Raw genomic sequence first — 22,408 nt, forward strand, 5'->3', positions numbered from 1 at the left:
TCGCTATAAAAAAGAAAAGTGAAAGTACTATATCAACCATGCTTAAGTTTCAATTGTTAATATTGCTTCAATATGGCTATTTGTTAAAGACTATACCTGCCTTAAAGCAAGTATAATCTCTATTTAACAAATCTTAAAAGGTTTATTTTTTGGCTAAACCAGGAGGAAAACCTGCCAATATTTTTTTGACAGAACTTGCTATAAATTCTTCGGGATTGTCTGGTTTATTATCAATTTGTGCATTACCTATTCCCTGCCAAACTAATTTTTGTGTTTTTGTAGAGACTATATCAATTACCAGAGAGCCATCTACATAATCGTAAGTATTAAATGTTGTGGTACCGCCACCCATCATGGCTCCTCCGCCCCAATATCCATATGGACGGTACATTCCGCCATAGCCATAAAAATCAGAGTTTGCCGTAACAGATTGTTTATTTTTTAAGATAGAAACTGCATTTACTTTTAAGTCAGGAGTGCTACTTTCTGTAAAGCCTTTGGCGATCATTTCAGAACGAATGGCTTTTGTAACACGGTCTACGTTTAATTGATTGACCTGTCCTTCCTGTGCTTTTAAATCATAAACGGCAAAGGTTTTATATTCGCTAAAATTAGCAGCGTGGTCATAATCTGATGTAACATTTACGGTTGGTGAGCAACTGTAAATTAGGCCCAAAAATAATATTGGGATTATTCTTATAGATGTGATTTTCTTTTTCATCTTATAGTATTTAAATTAATGATTAATTGAGTGTAACTTCTAATTATTTTAAAAAAAATGCTTCAAAACTGTGAAAGAATGAGGAAAGGGCGTTTATACGGTGTGAGTGTGGCGTAAATAGCTAGAAAACAAATAATTGCAGAACATCAAAGATAAATCTTTTTTTTTAAATTCGTTGGGCAACAAATAAGCGATTACTTTTTCTAAGTATAAACTTAAACAAATTAATTCAATATGTAATAAAAATACTTCTTTTTTTGTTGCCGAATGTTTTCTTGTTGTTAATAATTTCTGTTGTTTATAAAATTATATTGCTGTCGAAATTGGTAATCTTCCCTCTTTAATTGCTTCCAGCATTTTGGTATAATCGGCATCATTTTGATCTGCATACGAAATAGAAAATTTTGCAATTGCATTGGCAAACTCATTACTATTTCCTATATAACCGGACAATACAGAAGGATCACCTGTTCGTGCATGCGCTCTTGCTAATGCCCAGCCGCATGCTTTTGCATAATCCGCCATATTTCTGGCTTTCATAATTTCGAGAACCGGTTTTACTTTGGCGTCCCGAAGCTGGCGGATATAAAAAAACTTGTTCTGATCATCCTGCGTCCATCCCAAAAGCATATCCGATGCAGATTGCATTAGTTTTTGCCCCATAACAATTCGCTCGCCCTGATGCTTATACTTATTTTCGATTTTAAGATTTGGCTCTAATACGCTTTGTCTGGCTTCTTTAAACTGCAAAAAAATGGGTTCGCCCGTTGCCGACATTAATAAACTTATGCCACAAACTGTTCCCACACTTCCTACACCTACCACCTTCATTGCAACGTCATGCAGCGTATATCTGCTTAATAAAACCTGCTTATCATCTGGTAATGACTCCATATATTTTTTGTGCGCAGTTTCTACTTCACGGATAATTCTTTTTCCTTCTTCTCCTGTTGGATGAAAAATCAAAGGCGGATCATCTTTTATTCTGGCACGATATCCATCCTGATAAGTCATTTTTGCAAATTCTTTTTCATGAGCTGTATATTCCGCCGCTTTTTTTATTCGCTTATGTTGAAATTCTTTTATTTCTTCATCTTCTCCTCTTTCAATAAGTTCTGCCAGATCAATATCGGCATACCAAATTTGAAGTGCCGATAATTTACTGTATTCCAGCATATGTCTTTTGTAACTATCGGCCACATGCCAGGCAAATTCTTTGCAGTTTTTATTCGAGAATTTTCTCCATCTTCCTGCAATTGCAAAACTTGTGGCGAGTCTTTTTATATCCCATTCCCACGGTCCGGGAAATGTTTCATCAAAATCATTTATATCAAAGACCAATTTTCGCTCAGGAGTTGCAAACCCTCCAAAATTCATTAAATGACAATCTCCGCAAAGTTGTAAATGAATTCCTGTGGTGGGAGTTTGTGCTAAATCTGACGCCATAATTGCTGCTGCTCCCCGAAAAAATGAAAATGGCGATTCCATCATTCGGCTATATCGTATCGGCAGCAAACTTTCGACTCTTCCTACACTTGTTTCAATAAGAATGTCAACCGGATTTTTTCTGTTTTCAGATGCTTTCCATTCCTGATGTGCGTTTCGTGGTATAACTTTTCTTATTGCTGTGCCTTTTGAGTACCGTTCTGCTTTTGAAGCAACGGGATCAAATAAATTCTCGGTTTTATTTTCGAATTTTTCAGGCATGGCTTATAGTTTTATTTCACTTCTTCAACATCATCCATTTTCCATGTTTTATCAAAAAATCCTTTTTCAGGGCCATAGAAACGGGCTAATAATTCAAATTTTCTTTTAGGATCTGTAGGAACCCAATTTGATTCTTTTCCTTCAGGCGCTTTGACTCCAAAATAAATATCAACAGAACCGTCAGGATTTTTCTTTAATCCCGGGGTGGTAGATGCCCGGCTTGAATATTTCATATCTAAAATAAGGGCATGTGTTTCACGATCATAAGCCGTTATGGACCAATATAATTTTACAGGAACTTTAGCAGGTAAATGCACTTTGTATAATTTTGAACCTTCAAATGACTGATCGTTTTTATCTTTTACAGTCATTAAATAAAACTGACCTGTACCTAGCTTTTTTGCACTAAAATATGCCATAGAATAGCTTATTGCTCTTTCATCAACAGGATAAATATTAGGAGCAAGATAATTTGACATAATAGCTTTGACCACATCTTGCGACGCTGGAAGTGCCCAATTTGTACCTTCATAAAAAGGAGGTGTAAAGATTTTTTCATACCTCTTGTCAATCCAGCTATGAGCGTCTTTTATTGCTGCATTCAGAATTTCCTGTCTTCTTGCATCAGCCTGAAAAGTCTTTCCTTTTTCTATACCAATTGTCTTTAACTGATCGATCATTACTAAATCTCTTTGTAACCAAGGCTCTCGTTGAATAAACTGATTTAATACTTCAAAAAAATGTAAATTATACGGAATAGTATTTCCAAATGAAGCATCAATCAAATCTACAAATGTGGTTGGTGGAGGATTATCAGCTTGGGAAAGAGGATATATTTTTACTTTTTTTCCATACTCAATTGCTCTCTTAATATCATTTGAACTACCATCTGTAAGATTGGATCTAAGTATTGCAAAACCTGTATAAGTTGAAGATGGCATTGGGATATATCCAAAAGGCACTGCATCTTTATAATTAGGAGGAAGAATGAGGTATTTACCACCTTTGCCTTTGTCTACACCAGCGGGACCAATATCTTCTATAGCGGTTTGCCAGCCATCATCTAAGCTGCCTGTTAAAGACGAAACACCATCTACAGCAGGAATTTCCAGAACTACTGGACCTTCTCTTGTATCATATAACGGATTTATATAAATGACATCGGGATTTGGTGTTAGTGTCTGATTTTTAGAATTAATTAATCCTGACCAGTAAATAATCTGATTATAGTCTCCTTTTACTTTTAAAAGACTTTCGTGCATCAATTCAGAATTAACCGCAGGCATTCCCCATATAACAGCTTCAACGGCACGATTATAAATTAATTGTTCCTCAAAATCTACAGGCTTAAATGTTGTTGTCTGACTAGTATCAGCAACAATAGCAGTTTCGTTTTTTTTGGTAGATTGAGTGCATGCAGCTAAACAGCTTACCAATACAAGTGATAAAATTTGTTTTTTCATTTGTGTTGTTTTTGATGAAAAACTTAAAGTCAATTTTTTACGAACCCGGAAATACAAAAGCCACAACGGCTCTCAATCCCCAATCAGGTCTTATGCTTGAATGGCCTACAATAGGTATTAAGGGCATAACAGCAAATTGCATTGTTTGGCCTCCTAATTTTGTAATGGCTCCAACATTTGGGCTAATCGTTATAAGTGTTGTATTTCCTTCCCAGTTTTGTGTAATCTCTGACGTAATACCCAAGCTTGCGCCGCTTTTGTAACTATGAGTTAAGAATATCTGTGTGTAAAACTGATTAAAATCGGCCCTGTCTTCATTTCCTGCCACTGACCATATCTGATTTGCAATAAAACCTATCGAAAGTCCTTTTCCCTGATGCATGACCAAAACACTTGGACCGATTCCAAATTTTTCTGTTCCCAGAAATTTTTCTGTAGCCGTTGGTACCAAAAAAGCAGGACCAACTCCCAAGATAATTCCCTTAGTTTTAGGAGCAAAAAATGCTGTAACTGTTGCATCGCTTAAACCAAACTCATGTGTATTTTCTCCGGTAACATCCTGTTGATCTACCACGGGAAGAATATAGCGTGTAATTAAATTTAAATTATCGCTCAATTTAAAAGGAATTACAGGCTGTATATTTATTTGGTATTTTGATCCATTGTACGCACCAATTCCATAAGTTAAATTATTCTGCAATGGCACACTTATCAAACTCGCCACCGGATTGGCTAATTTATCTGCCAGTTCCTGAGCGCTTGCTCCTGCTTTCTCTTCTTGCGCAAAAACACCATAACTTAAAAGAAGACAAAATGTAACGTATAGATATTTGTTTGAAATATTAGACAATGGGCTTTTCATGATTTTCTTTCTTTAGAAGATTCTTATCAATATTAAAATCAGATTATTTATCCGGAAATACTTTTTTCCAATCGTCTTTCATACTGATGACATGATATTTATATTTAGCAGCAGTATTTAAGGAAAGGTTATCTTTTTCCTGATAACTATATTCTCTAATCGAATCGTTATGATTTACCAGCATTTGAAAGGAAGGATATTTGCTTCCCTGAGAATATCTTAACATGGCAAGATCGCCGGCACCACCTTCGTTACCACAAGCAAAAACAGGTCTTTGACCAATATGAAGCTGTATTCCGACCGGTTTCCCAACTTTATCATTAAAAAGATCAAGAGCAGGCTCTCTGACAATGCTGTTTGTGGCATCATCAAATTTGTATTTGAAAGAAGTACCCACAACTTGTTCTTTGGGAATTCCGTAAAAATCAGCAGAAATCGCTCTTACTAATTCGATTGTTCCACCTGTTACAATAAAAGTCTTGAAGCCATTTGCACGCAAATAATCCAATAATTCTAATTGAGGTTGATATCTGATTTGTTTTAGGGTAACATTTTTTCCCGGATATTTGGCACCTGTAAAAAACTCTTTTGTAGCGGCTTCAAACTCGTCTTCGGTCATACCTGTATGAGTTGCAGCAACTAATTCGATAAGCGCTTTATCACCTCCTTTCTCAAAGAAGGTTTTGTCTTTTTCAATCACTGCCTTAAAGGGTTGTTTTTGAGCTAAAGCAGGATTTGCTTCCACCATTTTTTTTACTCTGTAAAAAGCAAATAATTCCTGAACATAAGGTTTTTCAGCCCAAAGTGTTCCGTCATTATCAAAAGTGGCAATTCGGTTTTCTACCGGAATAAAATCAGGGCTTCCTTCCTTGGTTATTTTTGTAACATAAGCTATAATTTCTTTTTTTATTGTACCGTCATTCCAGCTTGGTAGCGGATCGCTGCTAGTTGCAACTACTGCTGTACTGTCATTAGAATTAGTACTTGTAACAGTATCAGTTTTTTTACAAGAAACAAGCAATAATAAAAATAGGGGCACGATATATATATTTCTATACATGATGATACTATTTAAGTGAAAAGAAACAGGACTATTTAAAATCCTGTTTCTTTAAAGTTATTATTATTTCTTTTTTGATGCTGCTTCATCCTCTTTTAGCTTAGGAAGTACATTTTTCTCAATATATTTCTGTGCTTTAATATCTTTCATAGCCTCTTCCATAATTGTATAAGCTGAGAAGCTTGGCGGAATTGATCTTGGCGGATATTCTTTAAATGTTTCTGCAAATACAACTACATCTTGTATTGCGCCATACATTAGCTGAACGTGATTCAACTGCCACTCCCAAAAACTATTCGAAGTGATATCGGCTCTTTCAAAAGGATCTTGGTACAAATTGAATATTTTTTGTAGGCGCAGTTTAGTAAAAGGTTCTGCCCAAACTCCCATTGTACCTCCCAAACGTTGTTCTGCAAAAACATATTTATAATCACCTTCTCTCAAACCAACCAATAAGCCATCATCATCTGTATAAAAGAATTTATCTCTGGCACTTTTTTGCGTTTTGCCACGTAAAAAATTACTTTGATCAAAGCCATCTAAATGCACTTTGTAATTTTTTCCGTTTGCACTGTAACCCTTTAAAAGTTTATTAGTTAAGTCTGGTTCACCTGCAATTGATGCTAAAGTTGGAATCCAGTCATTGTGAGACATTAATTCAGTTGTAACTTGTCCCGGTTTAATTACTCCCGGCCAACGTACTAAACATGGAACACGGTACGCACCTTCCCAGTTAGTATTTTTTTCTGAGCGAAAAGGCGTCATCGCACCATCAGGCCATGTATTCATATGAGGACCATTATCTGTAGAATAAACTACAATCGTATTATCAGCAATTCCTAAATCATCTAATGCTTTTAAGATATCTCCAATTGTTAAATCGTGCTCGATCATACCATCAATATATTCACTGTCTCCATGAGTATATTTTCCTCTATGTTCTGCTCTAACGTGTGTACGAAGGTGCATACGTGTAGCATTGAACCAACAGAAAAATGGTTTCCCGGCAGCGGTTTGTCTTTTAATAAAATCGATTGCTGCTGCAGATGTTTCATCATCTACAGTTTCCATTCTTTTTTTAGTAAGAGGGCCCGTATCTTCTATTCTTTGTTTTCCAACTCTTCCAAATCGAGGATCTGTGGTTGCATCATCAACATTTGTTGCAGTACATTTTAATACTCCTCTAGGTCCAAATCTTTTCAAATATTCAGCATCTTTAGGGTAATCCGGCAATTCCGGTTCTTCTTCGGCATTTAAGTGATACAGATTTCCAAAAAATTCGTCAAAACCATTTACTGTTGGTAAGCTTTCGTTTCGGTCACCAACGTGATTTTTACCAAACTGTCCTGTAACATATCCTAAGTTTTTCATAATTCCGCCAATAGATGGATCTAATTGGCTCATTCCCATAGGTGCTCCCGGAAAACCTACCTTTGTAAGTCCGGTACGAAGACCATGCTGTCCTGTTAATAAAGCAGCACGTCCGGCAGTACAGCTTTGTTCTCCATAATAATGTAAAAAACGTAATCCTTCGTTTGCCAGACGATCAATATTAGGTGTAGTATATCCCATTATACCATCACTGTAAGCACTTATATTAGTGGTTCCAATGTCATCTCCCCAAAGTATTAGGATATTGGGCTTTTTTGAATTCTGCGCCTGAATTTCAACTACTGAAAAACATATTAATGCAAATAACATTGCATTCTTAAATCTCCATTTAAAATTTATTTGTTTCATGGTAATAAAAATTTATTAATAATCTTTTTGTATATATGGTAATGTGTAAATCAGAGAATAATTTCTTAAGTAATGCTAAAAAAAAATGTGTTCTTGTCTAGTGAAATACAGATTGATTATTTACATATTATTTCGAAAAATTGAACAAGAAATTTCTTAACTTTTTTTTAAGTATCTCAAAATTAATTAATAAAAAACCGAAAAATTGTATCGAAAGAGGTTCAGGTTGTTTCATTTTATAAAATGAAACGACATAAATGCTTTATTTAGTTGCATTTTCACATTCTGTAAAAATAAAAAAGGGGACAAAGCAAAAAAGAGTAGAAAAAACACTTTATCAATCGGAAGACTATATCTATAAATTCAGATTGTGATATAGTGTTTTAATTTTAAAAAATAAAAAAGTATTTAACGCAAAAAAGCCATCAAATTGATGGCTTTTATTTTATTTTCAAAACGAAAATTATTCTATTTCAGAAACTCTCATGGTGTTAACCATTCCTTTATCTTTAATTGGCATTGCTGCAAGGTTAATTAAATAATCTCCTTTTGAAGCGTATCCTTTTTGAACTGCAATTTCGTTAACATCAGTTACAGTATCATCTGTACTTTCGTCTTTATCGTAGAAGTATGATTTTACTCCCCACAATAAATTCAATTGCGTTAAGATTCTTTTGTTTGAAGTAAATACTAAAATATGTGCTGATGGTCTCCACGCTGAAATCTGGAAAGCTGTATAACCACTATTTGTTAAAGTACAAATTGCTTTTGCTTTGATTTCATTTGCCAATAAAGCTGCCTGATGACAAACTGTTTTAGTAACAAAACGTTTTGTTTTAATTTGCGGTGTGTTTTGCGGAACCTGAATAAGTGGAGAATCTTCAACTGCCTCACAAATTTGAGTCATTTTTTGAATTACTTGTACAGGATAATTTCCTGTAGCAGTTTCTCCAGACAACATTACAGCATCTGCTCCATCCATTACTGAGTTAGCAACGTCATTTACTTCTGCTCTTGTTGGAGTTAAACTTGTAATCATTGTCTCCATCATTTGAGTAGCAACGATAACAGGAATTCTAGCCGTTTTTGCTCTGCGAATCAAATCTTTTTGTACCAATGGAACTTCGTGTGCAGGAAGTTCAACTCCTAAATCTCCACGGGCAACCATAAGGCCATCACAATAAGCAATAATTTTATCTATATTTTCAAGTGCTTCCGGCATTTCAATTTTTGCAACAATTGGAATTTTGTACTCAGAATGCTTAGCAATTAATTCTTGTAAATCTTGTAAATCACGAGGTGTTTTTACAAACGAAAGCGCAATCCAGTCTACTTTTTGTTCAATAGCAAAAATAGCATCTGCAATATCTTTTTCAGTTAAAGCCGGTAAAGAGATTTTAGTGTTTGGTAAATTAACTCCTTTTTTAGATTTTAATTCTCCACCCTGAATTACTTTAGCAACAACTTCAGTTTTTTTATCAGTAGAAATAATTTCAAAAATAAGTTTTCCGTCATCAAGCAAAATACGCTCTCCAGGATTCACATCATTTGGAAAGTTTTGGTATTTCATGAACACTTTTTGTGCTGTTCCTAAAATATCTTCTGCAGTTGTAAAAGTAATTAAATCACCATCGTGTACAACAGTTCCTTCTTCCATTACACCAACTCTAAGTTTTGGTCCCTGTAAATCCCCAAGGATTGCAGTTGTATAACCAAACTCGTCGTTTAAGCCTCTAATGATATTAATTTTGTCTTTTACTCCTTCGTAATCTGCATGCGAAAAATTGATTCTAAACACATTAACCCCTGCTTCGATCATATCCTTGATAATCTCTCTCGTACTACATGCAGGCCCAAGTGTAGCTACAATTTTAGTTTTTTTGTTTGTTAGCATTTTTTTTAAAAAATTAAATTGTTCTTTGATTTTATTTTATTGGTATCAACAACATAAATAGCTGCGATGCTCTCGATGGTATTTAATTGTTGTTGAATTTCTGAAAAATCAATAGCCTCTTCACTATTCTCTATTTTCAGGAAAAAATCCACCTTTTTAAATTCAGGAAGTAAATGAATTGTTGTTGAAACCTCACTTGTTTCATTGGAAAACAAATTCTGGAAATCATTTGTACTCACTGAAATGATTTCATTTTTATTCTGAATCAGATTCCATGTAACGGCTTTCTCAGAATCATAATAATAAAACCTAGAAAAATTTGCCTCACCTTCCTTAGTTTGAGCATGGATCTCGTTTTTGCTCTTACTTAAGTTGATCGGAAGTTTTTTATTGATAAAATAGGCTAATCTATAATCTTCTATCGAAGTATGAATTGCCATTAAATAATAATCAATTTCGTCAAATTCGTCTAAATCCAATCTATGAATTGCCATATCATGAAAAATCTAGGTGTAAATATACTATTTCTATTGGAGCATCAATAGTTAAGACGCGGTTGTTTTTGTTAATTTATAAACGAAAACGTTATAGCTTTAAGAAAGTTAAAGCATTTTTGTGGTTATTTCTTATCTATTTTTTCCTGAAAAGCAAAATAAGCTCTTTGCGATGCCTTTTCTTCAGCCTTCTTTTTTGAAGTAGCTCTTGCTCTAGCAATTACTTTATCGTCTATACTTAATTTTACACCAAATAAGCGTTGTCCGTCTATACCATTATCTTCAAAAATATCATAATGAAAGATTCTCTTTTCTTTCTGACACCATTCGATAACCAAACTTTTATAACTAATTACTTTTCCTTCAAGTCTTGCGATGTCAACATAAGGTGTAATGACTCTTTTTTGGATAAACTTTTCGCAAAACGCATAACCGCGGTCTAAGTAGATAGCACCAACAAGTGATTCAAAAATATTACCATGAATATTTTCTCCAAAATGCTGTACTGGTACTTTGCTCTCTACAAACCTAACCAGATTTAAGTCTTTACCTAATTCATTCAAATGCTCACGACTTACAATTTTAGAACGCATTTTGGTTAAATAGCCCTCATCTCCATTTGGTGCTTTGTTAAACAAATGTGCAGCAATCACGGCACTTAACATGGCATCACCTAAAAATTCTAGTCTTTCATAATTTATCGCATTTCCTTGCTCATCCAATTTGTTTGAAGATCGATGCGTAAATGCTTTCTTATAAAAATCTATGGAAACAGGCTGAAAACCAAGTATTTTCTGAATAGTGTCAAAAAAAATCCCGTCTTCTTGAGAACGGGATTTTGAAAATATTTTTTTGATAATATTCATAGACAAAACTAGTCAACTAATTTTTTAAACAATACACAAGCATTGTGTCCACCAAAACCAAACGTATTACTCATCGCAACATTTACCTCTCTTTTTTGAGGTTTGTTAAGAGTAAGGTTTAAGGCAGGATCAATGTTTTCATCAACAACGGTATGGTTAATCGTTGGAGGAACAAGGCTGTGTTGCATTGCTAAAATAGAAGCAATAGCTTCAATAGCTCCTGCAGCACCAAGTAAGTGTCCTGTCATTGATTTTGTCGAGTTGATATTGATATTTTTTGCATGATCACCAAAAACAGCGCTGATTGCTTTTAATTCGGCAACATCTCCTAATGGAGTAGAAGTTCCATGAGTATTGATGTGATCAACATCTTCAGGATTCATTCCAGCATCTCTTAATGTATTTTTCATTACTGCAATAACTCCAATTCCTTCCGGATGTGGAGCTGTTAAATGATAAGCATCAGATGACATTCCGCCTCCGCCAACTTCGCAATAAATTTTTGCGCCTCTGGCTTTAGCATGTTCATATTCTTCAAGAACCAAAGCTCCTGCCCCTTCTCCTAACACAAAACCATCTCTGGTTGCATCAAAAGGTCTCGAAGCTGTTTCCGGACTTTCGTTTCTTGTTGATAAAGCATGCATAGAGTTAAAACCTCCCATACCTGCAATAGTAATAGCGGCTTCTGAACCACCAGATACAATTACATCACACATTCCTAAACGAATGTAGTTGAAAGCATCAATTAAAGCATTTGCAGAAGATGCACATGCAGAAACAGTAGTATAATTTGGACCCATATAACCATTACGCATCGAAATGTGTGCTGGTGCAATATCGGCAATCATTTTAGGGATAAAAAACGGATTGAATTTTGGTGTTCCGTCTCCTTTAGCATAATAAATAACTTCTTCCTGAAAAGTTTCTAAACCTCCAATTCCTGCTCCCCAGATAACACCAACTCTTGTTTTGTCGACATTATCATTAGTAAGTCCGGCATCTTTAATAGCTTCATCACTTGCAGCAACTGCATATTGAGCGAATTTATCTAATCTACGAGATTCCTTGCGATCCATGTAATCTTCAATGTTGAAGTTTTTTACTTCGCAGGCAAATTTCGTTTTATGCTTCTCTGTATCATAATACGTGATAGGAGCGGCTCCGCTAACTCCATTCACAAGTGCCTCCCAGTAATCCTGGATATTATTCCCGATCGGAGTAAGAGCACCTAATCCTGTTACAACAACTCGCTTTAACGTCATAAATATGTATTTTGTACTTTAAACAAATAAAACCCACGCTTTCTTAATTGTATTGTTACTTAAGAGCCATGGGAATTACAATATAAATATATCTTTTTGATTGAAAATCAATCGAAATTTAAATTTTAAAAAAATAATAACACCCGATCCTTAGAAATTTCAAAAATCAAAAGTCAAATTCCAATTGGAATTTGGAATTTCAAAAATTGGTATTTTTAGAAACCGGGTGCAGTATTATTATTTTTTAGCTTCCTCGATATAAGAAATAGCTTGACCAACAGTAGCAATGTTTTCTGCTTGATCGTCTGGAATTTGAATATCAAATTCTTTTTCGAATTCCATAATAAGCTCAACAGTGTCTAATGAGTCAGCTCCTAAATCATTAGTGAAGCTTGCTTCTGTTACAACTTCGTTTTCGTCAACACCTAATTTGTCTACGATAATCGCTTTTACTCTTGATGCAATGTCTGACATAATCTTTAATTTTAGAATTTAATTTGTTGGCAAAAATAAAAAACTTTATTTTAAAACAACTATTTAGTTTATAAATGTGATACTAATTTATAAAATTAATTTCAAGAAAGCCCTTTTAATACTATTTATTTTCGATTTTTATTCCGTTTTTTGTATTCTCAAAATAAATCATATTATGAAAAAAATTGTTGTTTTTGCCTCAGGATCAGGAACTAATGCAGAAAATATTATAAAGTATTTTTCAAAAACTAAAATTGCAAAAGTTGTTTCTGTATTTACCAATAATGCTGCGGCAAAAGTCATCGAAAGAGCAAAAAATCATCAAATTCCTGTCGAAATCTTCTCAAAAAATGAACTTTTGGAGCGAAACGTACTACAAAAAATACAAAAAATCGATCCGGATCTGATAGTTTTGGCTGGCTTTTTACTCAAGTTCCCCGAAAACATAATTGAACAATATCCAAACAAAATTATAAACATACATCCGGCGCTTTTACCTAATTATGGAGGTAAGGGAATGTATGGAATGCACATACACAGAGCTATAATTAATAATAAGGAAAAAGAAACCGGAATCTCTATTCATTATGTAAATGAAAATTATGATGAAGGCGGCATTATTTTTCAGAAAAATGTAGTTCTAACAGAAGATGACACACCAGAAACGGTGGCTGAAAAGATTCACGAACTGGAACAAAAGTATTTTCCAGAGATTATTCAGACTATATTGGAAAAATAAATTTCAGTTTTGGATAAGTTGAAAAATCTAAAATCTGAATTCAAAAATCTACAATCTAAATAAATGGATCACGAAGTACATATATATACTGATGGCGCTGCAAAAGGAAATCCCGGAAACGGTGGTTATGGCGTTGTGATGGAATTGGTTGGAACACCACATAAAAAAGAATTTTACGAAGGTTTTCGTTTGACCACTAATAACAGAATGGAGCTTTTGGCTGTAATTGTTGGTTTAGAAAAATTGAAAAATCCAAATATGAAGGTTTTGGTTATTTCAGATTCTAAATACGTAGTCGATTCTGTTTTAAAAAAATGGGTATTGGGCTGGGAGAAAAAGAAATTTTCCGGACGAAAAAACCCTGATTTATGGAAACGCTTTTTAATTGTGTACCGCAAACATCAAGTCGATTTTAAATGGATTAAGGGTCACAACAATCACCCTCAAAACGAACGCTGCGATCAATTGGCCGTTATGGCATCAATGCAGCCTAAACTTTCTGTTGACGAATATTACGAAAACATCGGTTCAAAAATGGATTAAAAAAAATAACGTATCATGAAAACTGCTTCCTGATACGTTATTCAAACTACTAACTTAAAAAAATCTTATTGTTCTTTATCTAAATCTTTGGCAGTTTTAAATCCGCCCAATAAGCCAACTCCGGCCATGATAAAAATGATTGAAGGATAAACAGCATCATCATCTAATGAAGTGTAAGTTGTAATTAATAAGGCAAGGAAAATTCCAACGCCGCTTCCTATTAATAAAAAAGCTAAATTCACAACAAAAACTTTCCAGGCAGAGCCTCCTTTTCCTGCCCCCTTCAAAAAGATACTGGCGTCAACGCCTTTTTCTATAAGCGCCATACGCTCTCTGTTTCTGGTTGAGAAAAAAAGATAGACAATCCCAAAGATCATCGCAAAAAGACTAACTGGTATTAATACTTGTGGTCCCATAATTTTTATGTTTTTATAATTGATTGATACTCCATATGACGACAGCTTTTAAATCAAGGTTACAAGTTTTTTAAATAAATTCAATTTTTTAAATTCCATTACGAAGCCTCGGGATCAAAAGTGGCTGGTAATCAGTTTTATTTTATTGTTCTTAAAAAAACTTGCAACTGCGAGTTTGAAAGTATAATTTATTTATACTAAAAAATAATTAACAAGAAATAACTTATTTATTGTTTTTTGTTTTACATTTGAATTTTCAGACTCTATCCCAAAAATCAATTTTATTCTTTGAATGAAGAATTGAAAATGGACTTTCACCAAATTCATTTTCGTTCAAAAAATATTTATTCAAATAAATTGGTTTTTCATGAGGAAAAAGTACTTGATCTTTTTTATTTTATTGCCTTTCAGTCTGGTTTTTGCACAACAGGAAACAGTTATTTCCGGATTAGTACTTGATGCTAAAACGCAAAATCCATTATCGAATGTTGTTGTAAGCATTCAAAATTCTTCCATTACAGAACTTACAAAACCAAACGGAAAATTCGAATTACATGTGGCACTGCAAGGACAGCAATTGCTTTTATTACGTAGTCAGGGCTATAAAGATTTGCTTTTAAAAATTAGCTCAAATCTGGGAATTGTTAATCTGGGAACATTGCAAATGGAAGAAAGTTTTTCTGATGAAATTCCGGGAACATTAATCACCTTATTAGAAAGTGATTTATCTGATGATAATAGCTCTTCTGAAATGACTTCAGGCCTTTTACAATCTTCAAAAGATGCTTTTATGCAGGCTTCCGCTTTCAGTTGGGGTCAGGCCCGATTCAGGATTCGCGGTCTCGATAGCGAAAACGGAACTATGATGCTTAACGGAATGACCATGAATAAATTATATGATGGCAGACCACAATGGAGCAATTGGGGAGGTTTGAACGATGTACTTCGAAATCAGGAATTCTCAATAGGAGCAGCTTCATCAGATTATACTTTTGGCGGAATATTAGGAACGCAGCAAATTTCGACAAGGGCTTCATTATACAGAAAAGGTGGCCGACTTTCGTTTTCAGGAAGCAATACAAGTTATAATTGGCGAGCCATTGGTACTTATGCCTCGGGAATGAATTCTCATGGTTGGGCTTTTGCTATTTCTGCAGGAAAACGTATTGGTAATGACGGTTATTTTGACGGAACTAATTTTGATGCAGAATCGTTTTTTATAAGTGTCGAAAAGAAGTTAAACAATAAACACTCCCTAAACTTCACCGGATTTTATACACCAGGCTCACGCGGAAAAAACTCAGCTAATACTGATGAAGTTACACAATTGACAAACGAAAAATACAATTCGTATTGGGGTTTTCAGAATGGAGAAAAACGCAATGCAAGAGTTAAAAAGATCGAAGAACCATTGTTGATGCTTAATCATTATTATAAAATAAATGAAAAAGCAAATTTGAACTCAGCCGTAATGTATCAGTTTGGAAAAGTAGGGAACAGTACAATTGATTATCAAAATACAAATAGTCCTGATCCAGTTTATTATAGAAAATTACCTAGTTATTATACTTCACTTTACGCAAAAGATAATGGCGAGTTTTCGGGAGAATTTACTCCGGATTATGAAAATGCCGAAAAAAGCAAAACTATATTTTTACAGAATTCTCAAATTAATTGGGATGAACTATATCGCGCAAATCAGAAATCAATAATAAACTCCCAAGGAATAATTACAGGTTATGAATCTGGGCAAAGCCATTATGTTTTATATGAAGACCGAACGGATGATAAAACATTTGCAGCCAATACAAACCTGAATATTCAACTTACAGAAAACAGTGCTTTTGATGGTGGTATAACATTTCGGAATTTAAAATCACATCAATTTCAATACCTTTTAGATTTACTCGGAGGGCAATATTTTGAAGATATTGATGCTTTTTATACTGGAAATGAAGCGCAATCAGATTTACAGAATCCAAATCGTCGGGTAAAAGAAGGTGATACATATGGGTATAATTATAATTTTCTAGCCACAACAATTGAAGCTTTTACACAGTTTAAATTCAACTACAAAAAAATTGATTTCTATTTGGCACAATCTTATTCTGTTTCAGATTATCAAAGAGAAGGATTGTACCAAAACGGAATTTATCCGACTACTTCTCTTGGGAAAAGTGAAAAAGTGAATTTTGAGAATTTTGGTTTCAAAGGCGGATTAACGTATAAAATTTCGGGAAAACAATGGTTGTTTTTTAACGGAATGCATCTTACAAGAGCCCCTTCGATTAGAAATACATTCTCAAATTCTCGTTTAAATAATTCAATTGTTGCAGGTATTGAAAATGAAAACATAAGTAGTGTTGAAGGGAATTATGTTTTTCGCTCACCTAAACTTAAAACAAGAATTACAGCGTATTATACTTTAATAGAAAACACAGCGAAAACTTCCTTTTTTTATGCCGAAGGGATTTTTGACAGAGGTGCAAGCTATAATAATACAGATGCTTTTGTGAGTCAGACATTGACGAGGCTTGATAAGAAGAACATTGGATTGGAACTGAGTTTTGAATATCAGATTTCATCAACATTAAAAACTACTTTATCTGCAGCTTACGGCAATTATACTTATGTAAGTAACCCGAATGTTTCGATAACAAATGATGCAGATGCAGCGAAAGGAGACAGGCAAACTTTTGATTTTGGAGAATCATATCTTAAAAATTATAAACAATCCGGAATGCCTCAACAAGCTTATTCATTAGGATTAGAATATCGTGATCCTAAATTTTGGTGGCTTGCAGCGAATATTAACTATTTAACAGAAAGCTATATTGATGTTTCGCCAATTGCCAGAACAGCCAGGTTTTATAAAAACTCAATAAGCGGACTTGTTTTTCCTGAAGCAACAGAAGAGCGGGCATCACAATTATTGAAACAAGAAAAATTTGACCCCATTTCATTACTCAATATATCAGGAGGTAAATCCTGGCGTATTTATGGCAAAAATATCGGACTTTTTATTAGTGTGAATAATGTTCTTGATTGCACTTATAAAACAGGAGGTTTTGAACAAGCCCGAAATGCCAATTTCAGAGCTCTTAATCAGGATATTTCAAGCGGAACACCATCGTTTGGGCCTAAATATTATTATGGATATGGAAGAACATATTTTGTCAATCTTGCCATCAATTTATAAAACTTAAAAAACAGATTCTTTATGAAAAACAGATTTTTAAATTCATTTTTCGCATCATTTTTCCTCATTTTTTGTTCTTGTAGCAGTGAGGTAGAAATCCCTAAATTAGGTTGCACACAGCCGGATATAACAATAAATCAAACAGTTGAAAAGGTTAAAAATATATCAGGATCAACTCCTAAAGTATATAGTTACGATGATGTGATCGAGGCTTACGTTGTATCAAGTGATGAAGGTGGGAATTTTTTTAAAACAATTTCCTTTCAAACATTAGCCACAGACAAAATACCAGCAACAGGATTTAGTACGCCCGTTGATGTAACAAACACTTACATAGATTTTCGCATCGGAAATAAAGTTTACATAAAACTTAAAGATCAATTTACAGATTCGTATTATGGTGCGTTGCGTATTGGAAGTTTATATGTAAGTAACGCAGGCGACCCAACGATTGGAAGAATTTCGCAAAATGATTATAAAAATGTTCTGAATGCTTCCTGTAACGTTATTGAAGAAGATCAGTTAGTACAGCAAATTTCGATAGAAGAAGCAATAAATGAGAGCAGATTAAATACATTAATAGAGTTAAAAGATGTTCAGTTTGCAGAAGCCGCAATTGGCAGACATTATTTTGAGGAATCGAATAATGTAGGCGGTGCTACTAACTGGAATTTAAGTGATAAAACAGGAAATCAGCTTATTTTTAGAACTAGCAGTTATGCCAATTTCGCCAGTAATATTGTGCCCGATGGAAGTGGAAAAGTTCGTGGTATATTGACAAAATTTGGTTCAGATTATCAGTTAATGCCCAGATTCGCAACTGATATTGTAATGACAGGAAAGAGAAGCGTTCCGTTCTTTTCAGAAGATTTTCAAACGGTAAAAAACAATGTCAATTTTGCTCTTGCTGGTTGGAGTAATATTGTAGAAAAAGCATCAAAGTTGTGGAAAAGTATGCTGTATGCCGGTAACGGATATGCTGAGTTTAATACTACGAGTACAACTGCTGCAGAAAATATTGCATGGCTTGTTTCTCCTAAAATTAATATGGAAGGTTATAAAAATGCAGTCTTATCTTTTAGAAGTGCTCAACATGATTTAAAAGTAGATTCACCTTTGAACTCTTTAGAAGTTTATGTGTCAGCCAATTTTGACGGATCAAGTATTAGCAAAGCAAAATGGACAAAATTAGAAGCCAGATTTCCTTCGTTGTCATCGCCGGCTCGTGAATTTATGAGCTCAGGAGGAATTGATTTATCTGCTTATTCGGGTAATATTAATATTGCTTTTAAATACATTGGTTCTGGTAAAGACAAAACGCTTAATGGTGCTTTTATGGTGGATGATGTTAAGATTTTTGGAGAAAAGGAAGAATAAGTTTTTTAATAGTGAAATTAATTGACTGATTTCTAGTTGATTTGGTAAAAAAGTATAGTTTTTAAACTACAAACTGTTAAAATTTGATAGAATTTTGTATTTTGGTCATCCCAAATTGATACAAATACTATGAAAACCTATTTTATTGCCATCATAATGATGGTTTTTCCATGCTTAGTGCAAAGTCAGGATCAGGACAAACCTGTTCAATTAAAACAGATTAACATTGTAAAAACAAATTACCAAAACTTTAAAGACGGTGAAATTGTAAACAAAACAGTCGTGTTTAAAGATGGTAAAATTCAAACAATTACTACTTCAGATGTTGTGCAGCATTTCTTTTATAACCCAAAAGGATTGTTGGATATGACAGTAAAAGACAAAGTAGGAAGCGATTGGAAAGAAGTTGTAAATTACACCTATAATGCTGATAACAACATTACAAAATTTGTAAAAAAATATCAGGAAGGCAGTGATTATATTACAAAGACTGTAACTTTTACTTATGAAGGAGCAAGAATAAAAGTAATCACTAAAAAAAGTACCAATCACCAGAATATTCTTGAAGACATTGAATATATTGTTGAAAACGGAATTATTGTAAGACGTACTTCCCGTGATAGAAATAAAGCAATTATTGGTAAAATCGAGTATGCTTACACCAATGATAATGTTGTAAGACACAGAGGTTTGGTTGGAGATAAAATATCTAAAACCTTTACTTTTGATGACAAAAAATCTGTAGATGGCTTAATCGTTCAGAATTTATTTGGTGATAATTACAAAGTAATTGTTCCAATGATTTCTTATCACGAAGAAGAATTTGCTTTTGAATCAATTTCATACAATAATGAGACAAATTTTAGTCCTTCATCGACAGTTTTGGTTGGTGTAAGCAAAAAATATAAATACAATAAATTAAATTTTCCAATCTCTTGTTCTCAACTTGAAGAGAACGGAATTGTAAAGACAGAAAAGACTTTTATTTACGAATAAACAGACTTTTAAAATAGACTTTTAACCATTTAAAAGTTAAGTTTCATTTAGAATAAACTCTTTATGAATCTTAATTTCTAAATGGTTTTATTTTTTATAAAAAGTCAAATTCTTAAATAGAACTTAAAAACAGAATTCTATAAGCGTTAGTAGCTTACAAATCATTAAATTTGCACCTTATTCAAAGCTATGTTAGAAAAAGAAGTTATAAATTTTGAAAGAACAGCCATTGTAGGTATTGTTACTCAAAATCAAAGTGAAGAAAAACTAAACGAATATCTTGACGAATTAGAGTTTTTGACATTTACCGCTGGTGGTGAAGTTATTAAACGTTTTTCGCAAAAAATGGAACGTCCGAATCCTAAGACTTTTATGGGTACGGGTAAAATTGAAGAAATCAATCTTTTTGTAAAAGAAAACGACATATCGACTCTAATTTTTGATGATGAATTATCGCCATCTCAACAAAAGAATATTTCCAAAATTATTGATTGTAAAATATTAGACAGAACCAATTTGATCCTGGATATTTTTGCACAAAGAGCCGAAAGCTCTTATGCAAGAACACAGGTAGAGTTGGCGCAATGTATCTATTTATTACCAAGACTTTCCGGTTTATGGACACACCTTGAGCGTCAAAAAGGAGGTATTGGTATGCGTGGTCCCGGTGAAACTGAGATTGAAACGGATAGACGTATTGTACGTGACAGGATTTCGTTGTTAAAGGAAAAAATCAAAACAATCGATAAACAAATGGGGGTTCAGCGTAGTAATCGCGGTGCGATGGTGCGTGTGGCCCTGGTTGGTTATACCAATGTTGGGAAATCGACTTTGATGAATGCGATTGGTAAAAGCGATGTGTTTGTTGAGAATAAATTATTTGCAACTCTTGATACAACAGTTCGAAAAGTGGTGATTAAAAACTTACCATTCTTATTGTCAGATACGGTTGGATTTATTAGAAAATTACCAACGCAATTGGTTGATTCTTTTAAAAGTACACTTGATGAGGTTCGCGAAGCCGATTTGTTGTTGCACATTGTAGATATTTCACATCCCGATTTTGAGGATCATATCGAATCTGTAAACCAGACTTTGCAGGATATTAAAGCTCATGAAAAACCTGTTATTATGGTTTTTAATAAAATTGATGCTTACAAACATTTGACCATTGATGAGGATGATTTAATGACGGAGAAAACCCCAAGACATTACACGCTCGACGAATGGAAAGCAACATGGATGCATCGTTTAGGTGAAGATAATGCCTTGTTTATTTCGGCTACCAATAAAGAGAATTTTGAGGAATTTAGAGAACGTGTTTATGAAGCTGTTCGCCAGATTCATATTACGAGATTCCCTTATAATAAGTTCTTGTATCCGGATTATAAAGATGCAATCGAAAAAGAAGAACAAGAACAAGATGAAGAATAAATAAAATTTTTTATTGCAAAGAACGCAAAGATTTTATATTAAAGATCTCATAAAACATAAAGTTCGCAAAGCTAAATCAACATATAGCTTTGCGAACTTTTTTATAAAACAAAAGTGTCTTAACAAAAATAACCTTTGCGATCTTTGCGGTAAATTTCAAATAAATTAAAATCCGAAATTAATTCCTAAACCAAATACTTCTCTGGTTTGAAAACCCTGAAAAGCATTATCATCATAAATGGCCTGGAATGATAAATTAGCCGATAAATATTTATTTACTTTCATGACAATATTTAATGAGTAATCAATATCTACATTTTGTGGATCTTCAAGATAATTTGAATATAAGTTTAAAGTGTTTTCGGCAGTTACGTTGGTCATTATAGCCAATTTATAATAAAGGGAAGAATAGAAACCTAATTCGTAACGCATAGTTTTATTGGCATCAACTCCAAAATAATCTCCGTCTACATAGGGTAAACCAGTTTTCTGATCAATTCCGGATGTGTAAGCACCGTCTACAAAGGTTAATTTTGATGTTAACGGGGCAAAATTTATTTTTAAGTTAGCATCTTTTGTCCAGTAAATACCGGGACCTGTTGTAAGATAACCAGGAGACATAAATTTGGTGCTTTCGGTTCTTATTTCTTTACCATTTTCATCCTGACCATAAATATATCCTGTGGTAAATTGCGTTCTAAAATTCAGAAAATAAGAATAATACCATTGACCAAAGGCTTTTTTACCAACAATTGAATTTATTTCTAAGCGGTCATCTGTTTTTTTTTCGAAATCAGCATTTCTGGTTTGCAGAAGTCCATATGAAGCTAAAATTTTGTTGTCCCAGGTTAAATCATCTTTTTTGTAGTTGAAATCGTAGTTGATTCCAAGCGTCCCTGAGAAGCTGTCTTCTCCTCCGGCTATCCAGTTATTGAAACTTGATTGATTTAATAAAAGCGATACAGTTCCTTTGGTTTTCCAGCCTTCGCCTTCAATAGTATCATTTATTTTTTTTACTGCTTTTTCGGTATTTTGAATTAATTCCTTTTCAGTATTTTGGGCCTGAGCAAAAGTAAAGTTTAATAAAATGAAGGCTAATAACGTTATCTTTCTCATCGTATCTAGTTTAAGTGTATATTAACAAATATACTAAAAACCGTA

Annotated in this window: 19 protein-coding genes; 6 read left to right on the plus strand and 13 right to left on the minus strand. The window is 33.7% G+C overall.

What is annotated here, in order from left to right; genetic code table 11:
• Window positions 1-142: 142 nt before the first annotated feature.
• The 11 genes from BUE22_RS08250 to BUE22_RS08300 form a co-directional block, all read right to left on the minus strand.
• Complete coding sequence (locus BUE22_RS08250; RefSeq protein ID WP_073394545.1) at window positions 143-721, minus strand: DUF4136 domain-containing protein; 579 nt, start codon at window positions 719-721, stop codon at window positions 143-145.
• Between the two features lie 306 nt (window positions 722-1,027).
• Window positions 1,028-2,428 carry a DUF2252 domain-containing protein gene (locus BUE22_RS08255; RefSeq protein WP_073394546.1) on the minus strand — a complete coding sequence of 467 codons (1,401 nt, stop codon included), beginning with the start codon at window positions 2,426-2,428 and terminating at the stop codon, window positions 1,028-1,030.
• A gap of 11 nt (window positions 2,429-2,439) precedes the next feature.
• The gene (locus BUE22_RS08260; protein ID WP_084540244.1) at window positions 2,440-3,891 is read right to left on the minus strand and encodes a DUF1254 domain-containing protein; all 1,452 of its coding nucleotides are present in this window, start codon (window positions 3,889-3,891) and stop codon (window positions 2,440-2,442) included.
• Window positions 3,892-3,928: 37 nt separating this feature from the next.
• Window positions 3,929-4,753 (minus strand): hypothetical protein, encoded by an 825-nt coding sequence (locus tag BUE22_RS08265; RefSeq protein WP_073394547.1) that lies wholly within the window; start codon window positions 4,751-4,753, stop codon window positions 3,929-3,931.
• 43 nt (window positions 4,754-4,796) lie between these two features.
• Complete coding sequence (locus BUE22_RS08270; RefSeq protein ID WP_084540237.1) at window positions 4,797-5,813, minus strand: HAD family hydrolase; 1,017 nt, start codon at window positions 5,811-5,813, stop codon at window positions 4,797-4,799.
• 63 nt (window positions 5,814-5,876) lie between these two features.
• Complete coding sequence (locus BUE22_RS08275; protein WP_073394548.1) at window positions 5,877-7,553, minus strand: arylsulfatase; 1,677 nt, start codon at window positions 7,551-7,553, stop codon at window positions 5,877-5,879.
• Window positions 7,554-8,016: 463 nt separating this feature from the next.
• A complete protein-coding gene (gene pyk, locus BUE22_RS08280; protein WP_073394549.1) occupies window positions 8,017-9,447 on the minus strand; it encodes a pyruvate kinase in 1,431 nt (476 codons plus the stop codon).
• Between the two features lie 5 nt (window positions 9,448-9,452).
• Window positions 9,453-9,941, minus strand: coding sequence for an IPExxxVDY family protein (locus BUE22_RS08285; RefSeq protein ID WP_042564775.1), 489 nt, complete (start codon window positions 9,939-9,941; stop codon window positions 9,453-9,455).
• Window positions 9,942-10,066: 125 nt separating this feature from the next.
• A complete protein-coding gene (gene rnc / locus BUE22_RS08290) occupies window positions 10,067-10,807 on the minus strand; it encodes a ribonuclease III (RefSeq protein WP_073394550.1) in 741 nt (246 codons plus the stop codon).
• 8 nt (window positions 10,808-10,815) lie between these two features.
• On the minus strand, window positions 10,816-12,069 hold the full coding sequence (gene fabF, locus BUE22_RS08295; protein ID WP_042564773.1) for a beta-ketoacyl-ACP synthase II: 1,254 nt from the start codon (window positions 12,067-12,069) through the stop codon (window positions 10,816-10,818).
• Between the two features lie 237 nt (window positions 12,070-12,306).
• Complete coding sequence (locus BUE22_RS08300) at window positions 12,307-12,543, minus strand: acyl carrier protein (protein WP_007137004.1); 237 nt, start codon at window positions 12,541-12,543, stop codon at window positions 12,307-12,309.
• A 175-nt stretch (window positions 12,544-12,718) separates the two neighbouring features.
• Between BUE22_RS08300 and purN the strand changes: the two genes are divergently transcribed.
• Together purN and rnhA are read left to right on the plus strand one after the other, a co-directional pair.
• Window positions 12,719-13,282, plus strand: a complete 564-nt coding sequence (gene purN, locus BUE22_RS08305; RefSeq protein WP_042564772.1) for a phosphoribosylglycinamide formyltransferase — start codon at window positions 12,719-12,721, stop codon at window positions 13,280-13,282.
• Between the two features lie 63 nt (window positions 13,283-13,345).
• Complete coding sequence (gene rnhA, locus BUE22_RS08310) at window positions 13,346-13,825, plus strand: ribonuclease HI (RefSeq protein ID WP_073394551.1); 480 nt, start codon at window positions 13,346-13,348, stop codon at window positions 13,823-13,825.
• Window positions 13,826-13,890: 65 nt separating this feature from the next.
• On the opposite strand, the gene BUE22_RS08315 is transcribed toward rnhA, so the two are convergent.
• Window positions 13,891-14,241, minus strand: a complete 351-nt coding sequence (locus BUE22_RS08315; RefSeq protein ID WP_042564770.1) for a DUF6249 domain-containing protein — start codon at window positions 14,239-14,241, stop codon at window positions 13,891-13,893.
• A 367-nt stretch (window positions 14,242-14,608) separates the two neighbouring features.
• On the opposite strand from BUE22_RS08315, the gene BUE22_RS08320 reads away from it, so the two are divergent.
• The 4 genes from BUE22_RS08320 (at window position 14,609) to hflX (ending at window position 21,247) form a co-directional block, all read left to right on the plus strand.
• Window positions 14,609-17,440 (plus strand): peptidase associated domain and porin domain-containing protein, encoded by a 2,832-nt coding sequence (locus BUE22_RS08320; protein WP_073394552.1) that lies wholly within the window; start codon window positions 14,609-14,611, stop codon window positions 17,438-17,440.
• A 21-nt stretch (window positions 17,441-17,461) separates the two neighbouring features.
• Complete coding sequence (locus BUE22_RS08325; protein WP_073394553.1) at window positions 17,462-18,817, plus strand: DUF5689 domain-containing protein; 1,356 nt, start codon at window positions 17,462-17,464, stop codon at window positions 18,815-18,817.
• 129 nt (window positions 18,818-18,946) lie between these two features.
• The gene (locus BUE22_RS08330) at window positions 18,947-19,813 is read left to right on the plus strand and encodes a hypothetical protein (RefSeq protein WP_073394554.1); all 867 of its coding nucleotides are present in this window, start codon (window positions 18,947-18,949) and stop codon (window positions 19,811-19,813) included.
• Window positions 19,814-20,002: 189 nt separating this feature from the next.
• On the plus strand, window positions 20,003-21,247 hold the full coding sequence (gene hflX / locus BUE22_RS08335; RefSeq protein WP_073394555.1) for a GTPase HflX: 1,245 nt from the start codon (window positions 20,003-20,005) through the stop codon (window positions 21,245-21,247).
• Window positions 21,248-21,412: 165 nt separating this feature from the next.
• Here the strand turns inward: hflX and BUE22_RS08340 are convergent, their stop codons facing one another.
• Complete coding sequence (locus BUE22_RS08340) at window positions 21,413-22,363, minus strand: DUF3078 domain-containing protein (protein ID WP_073394556.1); 951 nt, start codon at window positions 22,361-22,363, stop codon at window positions 21,413-21,415.
• Window positions 22,364-22,408: the final 45 nt, after the last annotated feature.

Source organism: Flavobacterium pectinovorum, assembly GCF_900142715.1.
In the GTDB taxonomy this organism is placed as follows: domain Bacteria; phylum Bacteroidota; class Bacteroidia; order Flavobacteriales; family Flavobacteriaceae; genus Flavobacterium; species Flavobacterium pectinovorum.